Source organism: Vibrio sp. 10N.261.51.A3, from assembly GCF_041471965.1.
Lineage (GTDB): Bacteria > Pseudomonadota > Gammaproteobacteria > Enterobacterales > Vibrionaceae > Vibrio > Vibrio crassostreae_C.
In genome coordinates, this window is sequence record NZ_JBFRPK010000012.1 from 40628 (window position 1) to 58147 (window position 17520).

The 17520-nt window shown below is 43.3% G+C and carries 15 protein-coding genes; 7 read left to right on the forward strand and 8 right to left on the reverse strand.

From position 1 onward, the window contains the following. Positions 1 to 104: 104 nt before the first annotated feature. A complete protein-coding gene (locus tag AB4371_RS03850) occupies positions 105 to 1529 on the forward strand; it encodes a methyl-accepting chemotaxis protein (RefSeq protein ID WP_017064641.1) in 1425 nt (474 codons plus the stop codon). 408 nt (positions 1530 to 1937) lie between these two features. Here the strand turns inward: AB4371_RS03850 and AB4371_RS03855 are convergent, their stop codons facing one another. The 3 genes from AB4371_RS03855 to AB4371_RS03865 all read right to left on the reverse strand — a co-directional run bounded on the left by AB4371_RS03855 (position 1938) and on the right by AB4371_RS03865 (position 5331). Further along, the gene (locus AB4371_RS03855; RefSeq protein ID WP_017059834.1) at positions 1938 to 2663 is read right to left on the reverse strand and encodes an HAD-IA family hydrolase; all 726 of its coding nucleotides are present in this window, start codon (positions 2661 to 2663) and stop codon (positions 1938 to 1940) included. A 304-nt stretch (positions 2664 to 2967) separates the two neighbouring features. Continuing rightward, positions 2968 to 4776, reverse strand: coding sequence for an HD domain-containing phosphohydrolase (locus tag AB4371_RS03860; protein WP_372149018.1), 1809 nt, complete (start codon positions 4774 to 4776; stop codon positions 2968 to 2970). Positions 4777 to 4836: 60 nt separating this feature from the next. Further along, positions 4837 to 5331 (reverse strand): hypothetical protein, encoded by a 495-nt coding sequence (locus tag AB4371_RS03865; RefSeq protein ID WP_017064644.1) that lies wholly within the window; start codon positions 5329 to 5331, stop codon positions 4837 to 4839. 248 nt (positions 5332 to 5579) lie between these two features. Here AB4371_RS03865 and AB4371_RS03870 point away from each other — a divergent pair, with 248 nt between their 5' ends. The 4 genes from AB4371_RS03870 to AB4371_RS03885 all read left to right on the forward strand — a co-directional run bounded on the left by AB4371_RS03870 (position 5580) and on the right by AB4371_RS03885 (position 11648). Further along, positions 5580 to 6059, forward strand: a complete 480-nt coding sequence (locus AB4371_RS03870; protein ID WP_017064645.1) for a CreA family protein — start codon at positions 5580 to 5582, stop codon at positions 6057 to 6059. A gap of 129 nt (positions 6060 to 6188) precedes the next feature. Beyond that, positions 6189 to 7493 (forward strand): inosine/guanosine kinase, encoded by a 1305-nt coding sequence (locus tag AB4371_RS03875; RefSeq protein WP_017069885.1) that lies wholly within the window; start codon positions 6189 to 6191, stop codon positions 7491 to 7493. Positions 7494 to 7787: 294 nt separating this feature from the next. Then, complete coding sequence (locus AB4371_RS03880) at positions 7788 to 9536, forward strand: formate--tetrahydrofolate ligase (RefSeq protein ID WP_372149020.1); 1749 nt, start codon at positions 7788 to 7790, stop codon at positions 9534 to 9536. Between the two features lie 207 nt (positions 9537 to 9743). Then, a complete protein-coding gene (locus AB4371_RS03885) occupies positions 9744 to 11648 on the forward strand; it encodes a diguanylate cyclase (RefSeq protein ID WP_372149023.1) in 1905 nt (634 codons plus the stop codon). 63 nt (positions 11649 to 11711) lie between these two features. Here AB4371_RS03885 and AB4371_RS03890 read toward each other — a convergent pair whose 3' ends face one another. Continuing rightward, on the reverse strand, positions 11712 to 12317 hold the full coding sequence (locus tag AB4371_RS03890; RefSeq protein WP_372149025.1) for a beta-phosphoglucomutase family hydrolase: 606 nt from the start codon (positions 12315 to 12317) through the stop codon (positions 11712 to 11714). 87 nt (positions 12318 to 12404) lie between these two features. Here AB4371_RS03890 and arfB point away from each other — a divergent pair, with 87 nt between their 5' ends. Beyond that, positions 12405 to 12815: an alternative ribosome rescue aminoacyl-tRNA hydrolase ArfB gene (gene arfB / locus AB4371_RS03895; RefSeq protein ID WP_017059842.1), complete on the forward strand. Its 411-nt coding sequence runs from the start codon at positions 12405 to 12407 to the stop codon at positions 12813 to 12815. Between the two features lie 93 nt (positions 12816 to 12908). On the opposite strand, the gene AB4371_RS03900 is transcribed toward arfB, so the two are convergent. Beyond that, positions 12909 to 13226 (reverse strand): helix-turn-helix transcriptional regulator, encoded by a 318-nt coding sequence (locus AB4371_RS03900; protein WP_017059843.1) that lies wholly within the window; start codon positions 13224 to 13226, stop codon positions 12909 to 12911. Between the two features lie 200 nt (positions 13227 to 13426). Here AB4371_RS03900 and AB4371_RS03905 point away from each other — a divergent pair, with 200 nt between their 5' ends. Then, on the forward strand, positions 13427 to 13753 hold the full coding sequence (locus AB4371_RS03905) for a hypothetical protein (protein ID WP_372149027.1): 327 nt from the start codon (positions 13427 to 13429) through the stop codon (positions 13751 to 13753). A gap of 99 nt (positions 13754 to 13852) precedes the next feature. Here the strand turns inward: AB4371_RS03905 and AB4371_RS03910 are convergent, their stop codons facing one another. The 3 genes from AB4371_RS03910 to AB4371_RS03920 all read right to left on the reverse strand — a co-directional run bounded on the left by AB4371_RS03910 (position 13853) and on the right by AB4371_RS03920 (position 17398). Then, on the reverse strand, positions 13853 to 14914 hold the full coding sequence (locus tag AB4371_RS03910; RefSeq protein WP_372149031.1) for a trypsin-like serine protease: 1062 nt from the start codon (positions 14912 to 14914) through the stop codon (positions 13853 to 13855). Between the two features lie 279 nt (positions 14915 to 15193). Further along, positions 15194 to 16327: a glycine cleavage system aminomethyltransferase GcvT gene (gene gcvT, locus AB4371_RS03915; protein ID WP_372149033.1), complete on the reverse strand. Its 1134-nt coding sequence runs from the start codon at positions 16325 to 16327 to the stop codon at positions 15194 to 15196. 447 nt (positions 16328 to 16774) lie between these two features. Continuing rightward, complete coding sequence (locus AB4371_RS03920) at positions 16775 to 17398, reverse strand: helix-turn-helix domain-containing protein (protein ID WP_017059847.1); 624 nt, start codon at positions 17396 to 17398, stop codon at positions 16775 to 16777. Positions 17399 to 17520: the final 122 nt, after the last annotated feature.

The following is a 17520-nucleotide window of genomic DNA, read 5'->3' on the forward strand; positions in this document are numbered from 1 at the left end:
GACATATCACTATCATTAATTTTCACAATTAGTCGATTTAAGTCACATTTTTATTGAGGTCGGTTATTTAGAGTCCACGGTAAAGGATTTACCGTGGAGTTTTTATGAAAGAAGTACAATTTCGAACGATAGACAAACTGTTTATTAAGATGTCGATCAACGACAAGTTTTGGGTCATTTTCTTAATCTTTTTTGCCGCTCTGGCAAGCCTAGCTGGACTGAACTACGTCAACAAAATGGAACACATTGACGTAACTGCAAAACAGCAGGTCGAGTATCAACTGCAAGGCATTTTATCAGCATCAGATTCCCCGGCATCTGTTCGCTCTGTTAGCCAGCAAACTCGCGCTCAACAAACCACTATTTCAAATAATGGTTCTGTGACTGCCACAGCACTCGCACAAGATGGCAACTACTACTCACTTACCGTTTCAACTAACGATATACAGAATCAAAAGCAGCAAGCACTGTACACTTTATTACTGAGCTTCTTGTGGTGTGTGCCTTTTGGTCTTTTCTGTTACTGGGTAGCGACTTTCCTAGGCGGCGCACTTTGGGTTCTTTATTCAACGACTCAAAAGATTGGTGATGGTGACTTAACATCACGCCTTGGCTTCCACCCTGGCCGTGATGAGTTCGGCACGATTGGTTGTGCGCTTGACCGTTCAATGGACACGCTTAGTGAGTTAGTCAACAACGTAAACCACAGTGCAGCAACGCTAAGCGAAACATCGGCTTCTTTCGAAACTGAGATGAAGCGCAGCGAAACACAAATCATGAGCCAAAATGCCTCTCTAGACTCTGTAGCGACAGCAATGGATCAGATGACAGCTTCGGCAAATGAAGTCTCTAACATCTCTGCACGCTCAACTGAACAAACAGAACAAGACGCGCAGCAAATCAACGATAGCCATGCGAAGGTTCAACAGGCAATCTCGGAAATCACCACCCTTTCTTCTTTGATTGAGCAAACCTCATCTTCTGTTACTAGCTTGAATGTGAATACGAGCCAAATTAACGAGGTCATCACGACGATCAATGCTATTTCAGAGCAAACTAACTTACTTGCTTTAAATGCCGCGATTGAAGCCGCTCGTGCGGGCGAGCAAGGCCGAGGTTTCGCTGTTGTTGCTGATGAAGTAAGAACACTGGCAAGCCGCACTCAGTCGGCTACTGTAGAAATCCAAGCGATGATTGAACGCTTACAGCAAGAGAGCCAAAATATCGCGAAGATCACCGAACAGACGGTTGACCAAGCGCAAACCAGTAGCCAGTTGATTTCAAACATTGGTCACGACGTAAACTCGATTGCAGATTCAGCTCAAGCACTAATGGACATGAGTATCCAAATCGCAACATCAGCCGATGAGCAAAGTAACGTTGCCAATACGATTGCAGCAGAGCTTAACGATATTCGAAGCCAATCCGATGTGATTAAAGACGTGGCTCAGAATTCTTCAAATGGCGTATCTAGGCTAACAGAAGCGTCGGTTTCTCTATCTCAGACATTGGCACGCTACCGAACTTAAGGATCAACTGGTGAACTAGCGGCGTGAATTGAAAACAAACTAATGAGGACTCGTAATGGGTCCTTTCTTTTTGGCTTTTGTTTAATAACATTACAAAAACCATGGTCAATAACGATGACATTATCAATTACCATGAAGCAAGTCGCAAAGGAGAGATTAAGAAGTGTCAGAACTGTCTAATATTCGAGCTTAGGAGTAATCTAATTGAACGGGTCTTTTTTCGCTTACCCCCTTGCTGCAGGTGACACATAATGAATAAAACAGAAACACCAAACACCGACGACATTACATGCCCTTTATGCCAACACGACGAGTATCTGCTTTCAGAAAGTGGAGAAAAGTTTACTTGTGCATCTTGCGGTTTCCACACCAAACAATTTAGTAAGGTAGTCAGCCTTCAACTAAGCTCTACCCCACCAAAGCTGCAGAATTCGATATACCACCATTTGAGCAGTGCTTGCCATTAATCCAAACTGAAATTTCTTCTAAACTGTAGATATCCTGAGCCGCGAGTTCTGCTGAGTCGGCTTCGGGATCTACGATTGCTTCATCAATACTCGGGCGTAATCGAAACGATTGGATACCCGCGCGAACACCAGCCTCAATCCCTTTCAACGTATCATCCACGTAGATGCACTCATTTGGCAGAAAGCCCATGTTCATGGCCGTGTACATGATTAGATCAGGCTCTGGCTTCCAGCTGTTAGCATCAAAAGCTGAGAACACTTTGCCTTTGAAGTCGTCTAGCATGCCTGTCATCGCCAATGAAGATTCAACCCTAGATTTCGGTGCATTGGAAGCAATACAAAACTCGATGTCTTGTTGTTTGAGGAATTCAATAAGTTCGATAGCGCCATCCATCGGTTTTAAATGACGCTGGAACAGTGCTTGTAATTCATTGCGATATAACGGCTCAAGTGTATCAATCGAGATAGATAACCCAAGACGTTCTTGTGTATCCATTAAGATGTCGGCTAGCTTCCCGCCTTGAAAGTGCGCATAGCAGTCGTTGACGTTTAGCTCCGCTCCAAAGCCAGTGAAAACGTTCACCAAAGCTTGGCAGCACAGCTTTTCACTATCGATAAGTGTTCCGTCACAATCGAAAATCACACATTTAGTCTGTTCTAACCGCATAGGTATCTCACTCAGATTGAATCCAAGTTTTATCCTATAGTGTTCTTTCAATGCGCGAGATGATTGAGGTAACAGTTTGCAGATACAGGCTTATTTCTCTTCGCGAAATATGGAGTTGATCACTTTATCGCTCAGCATAAGCAACAGTTTTCATCAAATGACCCCAGATTCTACGAAATCAAAGACTGCGAGGTTTACATAAGTGACTCAATTTCAGGGGAAATATAAATCACTACTTCCTAGCCGGATCGTGGTGAATAGATAAAGAAGCCAAGACGTATAGGCCACTCAGATAAAGCAACGGTTAGCTAACAACCGACTCTTCTAAGACCTTAGCTTCAAACGAAGGTGAAGACGCATATTCTACAGTTCCAGTATCGGGGTACGAATCTCGGATAGCGACAAACTCGGATAAGTGTTTCAGTAGCAATTTAGTTAGCTGAGGATCAAACTGGTAGCCACACTCTCGCTCAAACAAATCGACCACCATATCTAACGGCCACGGTTCTTTGTAGCAACGTGCACTAAGCAGCGCATCAAACACATCGGCTACGGCAGTGATACGAGCAAACAGGTGTATTTCATCACCCACTTTTCCATTCGGGTATCCAGCACCATCCCAACGCTCGTGATGTTCGTTAGCAATGATTGCCGCGAGGTTGGTAATATCACCCGCTCCGCTCTTTAGTAAGTTATAGCCAGCCGTAGTATGAAGCTTCATCACCTCCCACTCTTGGTCGGTTAATTTCCCAGGTTTATCCAAGATTGATTCAGGGACTGAAATCTTACCCACATCGTGCATTGGGCTGATGATCTCAATCATCTCGACCTCGCGATGGCTCAAGCCACGATACTTAGCAAGCAGTGCAGACAACTTGGCTACACGCTTAACGTGATTACCAGTTTCGCCAGAGCGGGTTTCAATTGCCTCTCCGAGAACATGAATCATATCCTTTTGGATATTCAAGGTCTGTTTCTGAAGCTTTAAGATTCGTTTGTTCTTATTCGCCAACTCTTTCTTTTGGCGCAGAGTGACAAATTGCATCAAGATGATCAGGCTCAAACCCGCAATCACCATCGACAGCCCCAATAACAACTGGAAGTTTTTGCGAATAAAGGATGAAGGCTCGTTAATGAAAACCGCTTCGTCAGGTAACGCGTTTCCACTAATCCCGTATCTCTTCATTGCAGGGTAATTGAATACAAAACGTTTGTTGTCTCCGGGAATTAACGGTGTAGTAAAACCAAGTGGAAGGTATTTATCCAACGCATCGACGGCCTGTTCACCCATGCTTTGTGAGTGATTAACGTAACCACCGAGTACATCACCCGAAATATAGAACTGCCATAAAGCAAACACCGGAGCAGCACTCGCTTTTGACAACGTATCCGCAATCTCTTGGTAAGTGTGATAAACCCCTTGCTTTAACTCGGTGTTGTAATGACTGAGCAATACCGCATCGTCCGCAGAGATCCCTTCCAAAAATTGGCTCGTATGCTCCAGCGACAAGTCGCGAATTTCTACGAGATTGATATTTGAAAATTCAGCCATCATTTTGTTCATTTCTTTATGAATCAATTCAGACGTGACACTGTAATCATTTACAAAATAGAGATTCTTTAGATTAGGTCTTAATTTGGAGATCAGCTTAATATTAACGTCTATCTGATCGTTCTCGTAAAGCACAGTTGCTCTGTCAGACACCGCGTACATGTCGGTGCTGAAATCATAGATGCCGGCTGCAACGACAGGTGTGGAGCGATCAATCAAATTAGGCAGAGATTCAAGAAAATTGGCTGCGTTATCGTCCGTCGCAATTACGCCATCAAATTTATAACCTGCATACTTCGCACGTAAGTAGTTCGCGAGAGAGTCGTAATACTCTGGGCTGTGGACACGCTTTGAATCCAAATACTCTATTGAGAGTTTAACTTCGGTTTGAGACTGGCTGAACGCACTGTCTATCCCTTTTTGGAAGTCAGCAGTCCATTGATAAGAAGGTTCGTATGAGTGTAAAACTAGGATGCGTTTAATATCCCAGTCGTTAGCAAAACTGAGTGAAGAATAAGCGCTAACACATAATACAGCGATTGATATCAATAGCTTGTACATACAATACCCTTTAAATAAGACGGGGTATTGTACTTAGATTAACGCTTTGTCAAAGAATCTTTAGTTCTCGATCCATACTTTATCGCAAGAAGCATGATCTTGTGCCCAAAAATCGTGTAACTGCTTAGCAAAGTTGTTGATACTTTGACCATTTTCAGCAACGACATCCGAGATCAATAGGGAACCATCCGCTTCTGTGACGATAGCGCTCGCCACAACTTCACCGTTTTGAGTACCAATATATAATACATGATCGTCAGAAAGCATAATTTGGCTCAAGAACTCAAGCATGTGTGCCCTTTCGATTTCATCTTGGTAAACGCTTGCTTGGTTGAGTGAAAATAGCACGGTCAATTTATGGAAATCGACTTTATGCAGTTCATCAATTTGGGAAGGAGTTTGATCTTGTGCTAGGAGTTGGTATGTCTTGGATGGAAGTTTGCTTTGATAAAGTTCACGGCCGAGGAGGCTCTCTTTTGCGGGGTAAGCAATATCGAGCTGACTAAATAGCCATTGGTTTTTCTTGTGTGCAATTTCAGGTATTTCGTTATTCATTCTTTTAGTACCTACGGTTAGTATCCCCAAATATCGCAGTTATTTGGAAGACATACGGTCGGCTGAGGTGCCGAGCTACAAGCAGAGAGCATACAGAGCATGACCAAGGCCAACAAGTACTTTAAATGCTTCATATTTTTCATTATCCAACAACATCCTTTAAGAACTTAACGAAAAGCTCTACACTCGTATCCAAGCTTTCAATATCCTTATAGTAAACAGAACTATATAAATAAAAAGGACTTCTTATGAAAAAAGCCTTAATAGCAGCAGGTATCGTGACAATGTTAGCTGGCTGTTCGGACAACGAGGTTGGCGACGTCTCACTGGGTTTCTTCACAATGAAGGATATCAAGATGTCTTCATTAGATGACGATAAGATCGCGGGTGTTACCTGTCATATCGCATCAATCGAAGCAAACCTTAGCCTTTCTGATCCAAGTGATAGCTCTATATCTTGTCGTCAAACAGGTGAAATTACACCAGAAATGATTGCTCAAATAGACAAGAGTAAGTCTGGCGAAGTGGTATTCAAGCAATCGAAAAGTATCTTCTTTAAAACAATGAAGGTTCGTCGTATCTACGATGCAGAGAATCAGTCGCTGCTCTACTTGTCTTACACCACCAAAGAAACAGAAGGTAGCTTCAAACACAGCCTTTCAACTGTTCCACTATGGGGTACAGAGGCTTACGTTGATCCAGCGACGTTAGTACAGCCAACCGAGTAGTTTCAAACATATAGTTAGTTGAATCACCTGTACAGACATTGTGCAGGTGATTCAAAATGTAATAAAAATGAAAGAAACAGAAACAAAATGTGATATCATGCGGCAAAATTTTTTCACTGTATTTTTCATATGAAGTTTCCTGGACAGCGTAAATCTAAGCACTACTTTCCAACTCACGCACGTGATCCGTTGGTCAACCAAATTCAACAAACGCCTAAGCTTCACCGCGCAACGATTGTGGGTGTTGGCCAAACGATTGTTGATATCGAAGCCCGTGTTGACAACGAGTTCCTAGAAAAATACGAGCTGAGTAAAGGTCACTCACTGGTATTGGAAGAAAGTAAAGCAGATGCGCTGTATGAAGAGTTAGTTGAGCGCGGTTTGATCACGCATCAATATCCTGGCGATACTATCGGCAACACACTGCACAACTATTCCGTACTTGCGGACAGCAAATCTGTCCTGCTTGGCGTAATGTCTAAGAAGATTGAAGTTGGCTCATTTGGTTATCGTTACCTTTGCCGCACTTCTTCTCGTATGAATCTAAACCACCTTCAAACTGTTGATGGTCCAATTGGTCGTTGTTACACGCTGATTTCTGAAGATGGCGAACGTACGTTTGCAATCAACGAAGGCCACATGAACCAACTTCTTCCAGAAAGCATTCCTGAAAAAGTCTTCGAGAAAGCTTCTGCATTGGTTGTGTCGTCATACCTAATGCGTGGCAAACCTGAAGACCCGATGCCAAAAGCGGTACAAAAAGCGATTGAATACGCGAAAGCGCACAATGTGCCTGTTGTACTAACACTTGGTACTAAGTATGTGATCGAAGGCAACGCTGAATGGTGGCAAGAATACCTGAAAGAAAACGTAACCATCGTCGCGATGAACGAAGATGAAGGTGAAGCGCTAACGGGTGAAAAAGATCCTCTATTGGCTGCTAACAAGGCACTTGAGTGGGTTGACCTAGTTCTATGTACTGCAGGTCCTATTGGTCTATACATGGCAGGTTACACTGACGAACCAGCGAAACGCGAAACCACACTGCCATTGTTACCGGGTAACATCCCTGAGTTCAATAAATACGAATTCAGCCGTGCGATGCGTAAGCAAGACTGTAAAGACCCAGTAAAAGTGTACTCTCACATTGGCCCTTACCTAGGTGGCCCACTTGAGATTAAGAATACCAATGGCGCTGGCGATGGTGCACTTTCAGCACTACTTCACGACATGGCAGCAAATAGCTACCACCACGTGAATGTACCAAACTCAGAGAAACACGAGCACACTTGTCTAACTTACTCTTCACTGTCTCAAATTTGTAAGTACGCAAACCGTGTAAGCTACGAAGTGTTGACTCAGCACTCTCCTCGCCTTTCTCGTGCATTACCTGAACGCGAAGATAGCTTAGAAGAAACATACTGGGATCGTTAATCGACCATATTAGGCAGTTACCTCTTAAAGGTTAACGCCAAGTGAGATTACCCATTCCTTGAAGGGCTGCTATATGCAGCCCTTTTTGTATTCAACACCAATATAACGGCAGCTGAAGTTAATCATATCGAATATTTTGCTCGTTTAAGATTTGATCTCGCGCAATGACTCTTTAGATCTGTTATCTTCCAGCACATAATTCGTGTGGTTTGCCTTTACTTGGCAAATTTATACAGTACTATCGCCACGCAAACGTTTACGTACCACCTTTCGGTTCTGATATAAGGATCAAATATGCTGTCTGATATTGATATTTGTCGCTCTACTCCCCTTAAAAACATCAGTGAGGTTGCCAAGCAAGCTGGCCTGCACCACAACGAACATCAGCCATTAGGGCAATTCAAATCTAAAGTGTCTCTCACATCACTTGAACGCCTCGCCAACCAACAAGATGGTAAGTTAGTCGTAATCACGGCGATCACACCGACACCTCTTGGTGAAGGCAAAACCGTCACTACTATCGGATTAGCACAAGGCCTCGCAAAGATTAACCAATCTGCAATGGCCTGCATTCGTCAGCCTTCAATGGGCCCGGTATTTGGTGTAAAAGGCGGCGCAGCGGGCGGTGGTTACTCTCAAGTTGCCCCTATGGAACAATTAAACCTGCATCTCACGGGCGATATTCATGCTGTTACGGCCGCTCACAACCTCGCCTCCGCCGCCATTGATGCACGTTTGTATCATGAACAGCGTGAAGGGTTAGACGCCTTTGAAACGCGCTCAGGCTTAAAAGCACTGAATATCGACCCAAGTAGAATCGTTTGGCGACGTGTACTTGACCATAATGATCGCGCATTACGCATGATCACGGTTGGCAAGAACGAAGCAGACAAAACAATTAACGGCTTTGAGCGAGAAGATGGATTTGATATCTCAGCCGCTTCTGAACTAATGGCCATTCTTGCTCTAGCCAATGACCTTCAAGATTTGAGAAAGCGCATCGGACGAGTGGTACTTGCTTACAACAAACAAGGCTTGCCGCTAACCGCAGATGACTTCAACGTTGCAGGCGCAATGACCGTGACCATGAAGGATTCTATTGAACCAACATTGATGCAAACCCTTGAAGGCGTTCCTACCCTAATTCACGCCGGGCCTTTCGCGAACATCGCACATGGTAACTCTTCAATTATTGCCGATAAAATAGCGTTAAAGCTGAGTGACTTTGTGGTAACTGAAGGTGGTTTCGGCTCAGACATGGGCTTTGAGAAAGCGTGCAACATAAAAGCGAAAGCGTCGAACAAGAAGCCCGATTGCGCTGTGGTTGTCGCAACCTTACGTGGATTAAAGGCTAACTCTGGTTTATACGATTTGAGACCGGGCACTCCGTTACCTGATTCAATCTTTAATGATGACCAAGACGCGCTTGTTGCAGGGTTTGAGAACCTAAAATGGCACATCACTAACGTTAAGCAATACCAAGTGCCTACAGTTGTTGCGATTAACCGATTCCCACAAGACTCAGCTCAAGAGCTCGATGCTTTGAAACAGATGATCACCGACTTCGATCCAAGCGTTAGCGTTGAAGTAAGCGAAGCATTTGGTCAAGGTGGCGAAGGGGCGACTCAACTGGCTCACGCCGTGGTAAAAGCTTGCCAAAAACAGAGTGGATTTAAGCCTTTGTATCACTCAGAGCAAAGCCTAGAAGAAAAGCTGATGGCAGTCGCTGAAGTTGGCTATGGCGCAGCAAGTATTACGCTATCTCCACTGGCTAAAAAACAACTGGCCGAATTCAAACTGCATGGCTATAACGACCTATCGGTTTGTTTAGCAAAAACACCATTATCGATCTCGACAGAAGCACACGTAAAAGGTGCACCAATCCAATTTGACGTGCCCGTTAGAGAACTAAAATTGTGTGCTGGTGCTGGTTTTATTTACGCGTTGTGCGGCAATGTGATGACCATGCCAGGCTTGCCTGACAAACCGGCGTTCATGTCGTTAGATATTGATAGTAATGGAAATATCGTAGGCCTAAGCTAGCTGTCCTTAGTTAGATAAGCGGCAATTAATCGCGACTAATTTGGCTAATATTTCGGAACATCGTTCTATATTGAGCAATCAAGCTTAAGTGCAAGAAGTTGCACTTAAATCGTAGTTATATGCGAATCTTGTCTTAACTTCTCGGTCAAGATCACATTAAAAACCCTATAAAATATATAGTATTGCGCTGATTCTTTGAGGACAGTGATGAATACAAGTATAAAAAAACTAGTCAGCCAATTTCTATGTACCATCTTTGCCCTAGGACTAGTCCCTGCCCTCTACATCAATTCTGAACTTGACAGAATTGATGCTCAGCACACTCTAAATATTAAGCAGTCTAGCCAAAATCAAATCGAATACAGCTTTCATGAACTCGCTGTTATTGTTGAGCAAATCTCTAACTCTGTTCCTTCAATCGCCGACTCTCAAACACTACTCCGAGCGATTCGAGAACCTTCTATTATCCATAAAGAAACCCTGCAAGATCTTTGGGTGATGTTAGCTCGTGGCCAAAAATACTATTCCCATCTTCGTTACCTCGATCTAGCTGGCAACGAAGTGTTTCGCGTTAATTATAAAGACAATCAAGCAATCGTGGTTCCAGATAGTGAACTGCAGAACAAGTCTTCGCGTGATTACTATGAGGTACTACAGCAATTAAAGATTGGTGAGATTAGCTCTCGCGGTATTGATCTTGAAGTCGAAAACGGAGAGATCGTTCGCCCTTTGATTCCAGCGCTACGCATTATGACGCCAGTCGCTGAAAACAACCGCATTATTGGTTACTTCATCGCAAACCTGAACATGCTTGAGATTTATAAGCGCCTTCACTATCAAATTGGTGCATCTTCTGCTGTTCCTATTATTCTCAACAAAACCGGACACATAATCATGGGGCCGGATCCTACGGAATCTTTCGGACATGTAATTGAATCACGTTCAGAGCAGACTTACGCAAAGTTATACCCTGAGCTTTGGACTGCGATTCAAGACAAGACATCTTCGAGCTATTTCGATGGTGAGAACTGGTATTTTCATTCCGACATCAGCCCTAAAATCAAACAGTTTGAAGGCCCTATTTACATGGTTCTTCACATTGAAAATCAGCAGTTCAGCAGTCAATACCGACAAGAAAAACAAGCGATCGTCGTTCAGATCATCACCTTGTCTTTCTTGATTTCGATGATCTCCGCTGGCTTCGTATTGTGGAACAGCAACCACAAGAAGAACAGTATCGAGAGCCAACTTGCTAAGGCCGCAATGAATGGCATGTCTGCCTTGGTGATTACCGACAGTAACAACCGAATCATCAAAGTAAACCAAGAGTTCACCCGTGTGAGTGGCTACGAGTTAGAAGACGTAAAAGGCCGCCAACCGTCCATGTTTGCCTCTGGTCGCTACAACGAAGAGTTCTACATCAAGATGTGGAGCATCATCAAAGAGAAAGGCATGTGGGAAGGCGAAGTGGTTAATCGTCGTAAAGACGGGTCTTTGATCACGGAAATATTGCGAATCCAAACCATTAAAGACTCGAAAGACGTGATTCAGTTTTATGTCGCTTCATTTGTGGATATAAGTAAACACAAAGAGCTAGAAAACAAACTGAGAAACCTGAGTGAAAAAGATGCCTTAGCTGGGTGTTGGAACCGCCGTAAATTCGATCTTGAGCTGCGAGATGAGTGCTCTCGTGTTAATCGTTACCCTACTCGCGAACAGTCTTGTTTAGCGATTTTGGACATAGACCACTTCAAACGCATCAACGACAGATTTGGTCACGATTATGGAGATCGCGTCATTCAAACCGTTGCTCAAGTATTACAACGAGAGTGCCGAGAAACTGATTTTGTGGCTCGTATTGGTGGCGAAGAGTTTGGCGTTATTCTGCCTCATACCACAACAGAAGAAGCTGAGTATGTACTTAACAGATTGAGAATCGCAGTCAGTATTGAGCTCGATAACGTGGTGACGGTCAGTGGTGGAATTACCAACCTGACCAACGACCCTGCTCTTAACTACAAGTGCGCCGATTTAGCACTTTATGAAGCCAAAGCAGCAGGTCGAAACAGTGTGTGCCTGTTCCTAGACAGCGAAATGAGCGAAATCGCCTAACAGAAAATCAGTATTGTTCCGCTAGGCTATTAGTTTGGCGGTTTAACAACCCAATCCTTGCAATCAGCTTGGTGCAGGATAGAACTCTAGTTTGTTCCCCTCTACCACTAGAATACAATCCATGTTCGCAGCATGAGCAGCCTGCTTACCTAGGTTCGTATCTTCAAACACAACACACTGCTTTGGCTGCAAACCCATACCAAAACACGCATCTAAGAAAGTATCCGGATTTGGTTTGTGATTCTTAACGTCTGTTGCTGTCACGAGAATATCGAGCTTACTCAAGATCTCTGTCTTATCCAGTAACTGTTCGGCACTTTTACGTTGACTGCCCGTTCCGACTGCAATCTTCTTGTTACCCAGATGCTCTAACAACAGAGAGTGAGTACAAGGGATAACGTCTCCTTTGTCTTCGATAGCCGCAAACGACGCCATTTTAAACGTAGAAACCGCTTGTGGGTCGAGCGATAAACCGTATTTGCTGTTCACCTCACCGGCTATCTTATAACTCGGCATGCCACCTAAGCTATGCAGCCAAGACGCTTCAAAATGAAAGCCAAACTCTTCAGCCGTTCGATCCCACGCCTTTACATGTGCAGGCATTGTATCGATCAACGTACCGTCCATATCAAAGATTAATCCTTCATATGCCGTTAAATCTATTTTCATCACTACTACCACTCTTAAATAAAGTTACTGATACCATAACCAATATTCAGTATCATGGCGCCATATTACCGTTCAAAATGGATGTTTATGTTACAAATATCTAACTCTGTTTCGATTCAAGACTGGGAACTCCAGTTAACAGCGATCAGAGCACAAGGAGCCGGCGGTCAGAACGTCAATAAAGTATCGAGCGCGATACATTTACGTTTTGATATCAAGCACTCTACCCTACCTGACTTCTATAAAGAAAAGCTCCTCGCACACAAAGATAGCCGCATCACCAAAGACGGTGTGATTATCATTAAAGCGCAACAGTATAGAACTCAGGAACAAAACCGAGATGATGCTTTAGTGCGCTTGAAAGAATTGATCTTGGAAGCGACAAAGGTTCAAAAAGTAAGACGAGCAACTAAGCCGACGCGTGGCTCTCAGAAAAGACGTTTAGAAAGCAAAAAACAAAGAAGCACCACCAAACAGCTGCGTGGAAGAGTGAGCTGATGGCTTCATGCCCTCAGAGAACACATTACCCTAGAAGTATCTGTCAATTTGACTAACGAATCGATCTATTACGCTGTTTATTTGAAAGAAAGACTACTGCTTCTTTTTGACCGACAAAATCAGCTTGATCAACAACAGGCGCTCTTCGCTGGTCAGCAGACGACTGACCGCAGCTACATCTTCCGCTGTTACTTGTGATGCGCCAACAATATCAAGCACCACATCCAAATCCGTCACTTTTAAGGTTCTAGTGATTGAACGATACTGAGACATCTTGATGTCCGCCTCTCCGCGTTCAATCCTTTGATAGGTTTTTAAGCTCATTCCTGCACTCGAGGCTAACTTTTCTTGAGACAAGTTGGCTTGTTTCCTACGCTCAATCAGCGCCAATATTATGGGTTCTTGTGACATAAGCTCATCCTCAAAAGACAGTTATGTCCTAAATTTAGCAAGAAGCAGACCATATTGACTTGTGATGGTTTACATAAGCCATCAAAGGCATATTATTCACTTGATAAAACCGTTACGTTTCATAAACCTTCACACTGATATCAGTTGTGAACGTACAGGCTAGGTAACTTGAGTATTCAAGTGTTGGGAAATAATAAAAATTGCATATTGCGAATAAGAAAGACGTCAAATTGGAAATTGCGAATCGCTATACATTGGCATTTCCTTGCATTAGTCACGCATTAGAATCAGACAATTCCCGCCCAGAAATTATTGCAATACAACATAAGCTACTCACGTACAAAGAGGTGTTGCTGCACGGGAACATGTTGGAAGGTAAGGAATTAAAGCAAGCTTTTTCTGCATTGAACGAAAATGAAAAAGGTGTGGCTCAAGGTGGGATTAAAAGCATCAATGCTGCGATAAAAGAGATGGATGAGATTCTAGAAAGATACAGCCGTAAAGCGGTTATCGAGCTGAGTAACTAGTTCTACAATCAACTAACCAACTGCACACCTGCAAAAGTAAAAATAAAAAGTCGACGCTATCTTTAAATAAAGCGTCGACTTGTTCAAAACATTGAAGATCTAACGTTTAACTGCTTTTCTAACACCAGCAATCAACATCAGCATCCCTAGCAAACCAAATGAAATACCTCCGCCACTGCTACCAGAGCTAGTTGACGCACTTGTCCCAGCAACAGCAACTCGTTTTGCCTCTGTCGCGGTAAACTGGACAGTTTCCGTGCTATCATTTACCCCTTTAGTTACATCCGTAATCCAATCTTTATAATCATATACCTCTGTAAATACAGATGTTACGCCGATGTCATCACCGCAAGTAGTCGGCCCAAAACTCGTTATACCGACCTGTTCATATGTAGAGCCATTTTTCCAAAACACCGGACCACCAGAATCGCCTTGGCATGTACCCCCGTATAAGCCATTATTCGGTCCGTTACCGTTGAAACAAATTTGTTTATCAGTGACTAACGGACCGAAAACAGCTTTACAATTAAGAGTATCAACATATGTCAGGTCAACTTGTTGTAGCAATGTCGTACCATCAACATCAGTCTCGATGTCACCATGGCCAACTGCAACGAAATCATTCGCAGCATTAAGGTATGTATTAAATTGAGGGATAACAGTTTCAGCTGAGGATTGAAGGTTAAGAGAAGCTTCTAACTTTAAAATCGCAATATCATTTCTTAATAGTTGATTGATACTGTTTGAATAATCCGTTCGATAATACACCTCAGATACTCGTACTTTCTGGATGCTACCGTTAGGGAATAGAGAAGTATCTTCCAATTGAGGAACAACTACCGTGAAAAGTTGAGCATTCTCATCACCATAAATACAGTGTGCAGCAGTCAGTACATGATAGTTATCTAAAATTGTCGCACCACAGTAAGGGCCTGTTGAGTAAACACCGTCATAATCAATACGATCAATGAACAAGCTTGCCATCGAAGGAAATTCCGTGACTGAAGCGTCGCTACCATTCACAATATAGGGTGTTACACCCAAATCAGGAGTACTTTCGTCCGTGTTTTCCGTTGCCATAACACTTGATGTGTAAATTAATGGCGCTAAAAGCCCTAAAACGGCTTTACGAACCGGACTCATTGTATGGTTTACGTTCATAGTTAACTCCTTGTAACCCCTACTACTTATTTACAAAAATGATGAATCGTCACCATAACACGTCACAATCGTGATTATAGTAAGTATTTGTAACGATATCGCCACATATCTCATTTTATAAACGAATTTTAAGTAACCGTTGTTAGTGGGTAACGTTAAAAGCAATACGTTACCAAAGACATACGCTACCAAAATCAAAAAAGCCTACCGTTAGGCTTCCCAATAAAGAGAAGCAAACAATAGGCTTTCATTTAGCTTAGTGGTTTCTCTTAAAAGAGATTAGCCACGATAGTAACGCTGAGGTACGAATGGCATTTTTTCTACTGTCATTGGTAGCTTCTTGCCACGAACTTCAGCGAATACTTTAGTGCCAATAACCGCTAGGTCAGTACGAACGTAAGCCATAGAAACAGGCTTGCCCGCGTTAGGACCCGCAGTACCACTTGTTACAACGCCAATCTTGTTGTATTCAGCATCGAACAGCTCAGCGCCTTCACGTACTGGTGCTTTAGTCTGACCAACAAGACCAACACGCTTGCGTTGAACGTCTTTAGTCGCGATTTGCTCAAGGATGATATCAGCGCCAGGGAAACCGCCTGCACGTTCACCGTCAGTACGACGCACTTTTTGGATACCCCATAAAAGGCTAGCTTCTACCGGCGTTGTTGTTGTATCTAGATCGTGACCGTACAGACATAGACCACACTCAAGACGAAGTGAGTCACGAGCACCAAGGCCAATCCACTCTACTTCTGCTTCTGATGTTAGTTTACGAGCAAGTGCTTCAGCGTGATCGTTCGGTACTGAGATTTCGTAGCCATCTTCACCGGTATAACCACTGCGGCTTACGATGCACTCTACGCCGTCGATATCGACTTTTTGAACATCCATGAACAGCATGTCTGCAACGCTTGGTTGGAAACGAGCCAGAACTTCAGACGCTTTCGGACCTTGAAGTGCTAATAGAGCGCGGTCATCAATCACTTCCATTTTTACGTCTGCAGGAAGGTGAGCCGTTAGGTGGTCGATATCTTGTGTTTTACACGCCGCGTTCACAACAACAAATAGGTGATCGCCAAGGTTAGCAACCATAAGATCATCCATGATGCCGCCCTGTTCATTAGTAAAGAAGGCGTAGCGCTGCTTACCAGAAGGCAGGTCGATAATATCTACTGGAACCAGAGATTCTAAAACAGCGGCTGCATTTTCACCGTGTAGACGCAGTTGCCCCATGTGAGAAACATCAAAAAGACCAGCAGCGTCACGAGTGTGTAAGTGCTCTTTCTTTACACCTAGTGGATACTGAACTGGCATGTCGTAGCCAGCAAAAGGAACCATTTTTGCGCCGACTTCAACGTGAAGTGCATGCAGAGGTGTTTTTAGTAGGTCTTGATTAGCGTGTTCTTGAGTCATTTTATTCTCCATGAAGCGTTGCAGGCTTTCCAAATCGAATCTGCCGCTTATATCTCTATTTAGAGTCGCCTCTAACGATATGGGTTAACGTTAGAAACAGTAGATAGTAAAAAGTGATGTCTTCTATATAGGCTTTTATTACTAGCGATATAAAAAGAGGCTTCTGTATAAAAGCTATACGACTCACTTTCTAAGAATTCACTTCAGTAAACTTCAATCAACATGAGTAAACCGTGTTCACTATAGTAAACAAGCCTGAGTCAGTTTTACACCCTTAACAAGATTAAAACAGCTCAAAATGTGATATTTAACAATTTAAAAACAACTTTCAGTCGCATACAAAAACGCGATATTGATGCTTTTCACACCAACATCGCGTCTTTTGGCAAACGTTAGAAACAAAAGCAAACGTTTGCATTCACTATAAGAAATTCTAACTTTGTTAACTTATTTTGCAGTCACCCACAAAATCAGTGCATCTTCTGTACTAGTAGAAATCAACATATGCCCCATGTTGGCGTCGTAATACATGCTGTCACCTTCGCTCATGGGTACCGGCTCATAGAATTCTGAGTAGAACATCACATCACCAGAGATCACCATCAAGAACTCCTCACCATCGTGGCGAACCCAATCGTTATACTCTTCAAAGGTGCGTGCTCTCACTCGGCTCTTGAACGGCATCATCTTCTTATTCGAAAGTTCTGTCGCGAGCAGTTCATGCTCGTAAGTCGGAGTTGGGTGAGGTTTACCCTGACCTGCTTTAGTTAAGTCACGACGTCCTGTGGCAACCTTTTTTCTTGGTGGCTCAAAGAGTTGCGGCATATCAATTTGCAAACCCATAGCCAATTTCTGCATCGCTTGGAACGTCGGTGAGATTTGTTCGTTCTCGATTTTACTCAGCGTAGAGCGCGCCAAACCAGTACGTTGGCTCGCCTCTTCTAACGTAATGCCCAGCTTGCTGCGGATATCTTTAATACGCTGGCCGAGCCTAAGTGGTTCGATATTCTGATCTAACGTCTCTTTCGCCAACGTTAAAGATGGGTACTCATCATAAATGTCTTCTGACATAGGTCCCTCATTAATTTCTTGCTTCCTGTCTATTAATTTCATTGTTGCATGAAGCGCTTTGTTGATTAAAGAGCACACAGAGAAATAAAGCGTGCTCCCCGTAGCAAAACAAGAAAAGTTGT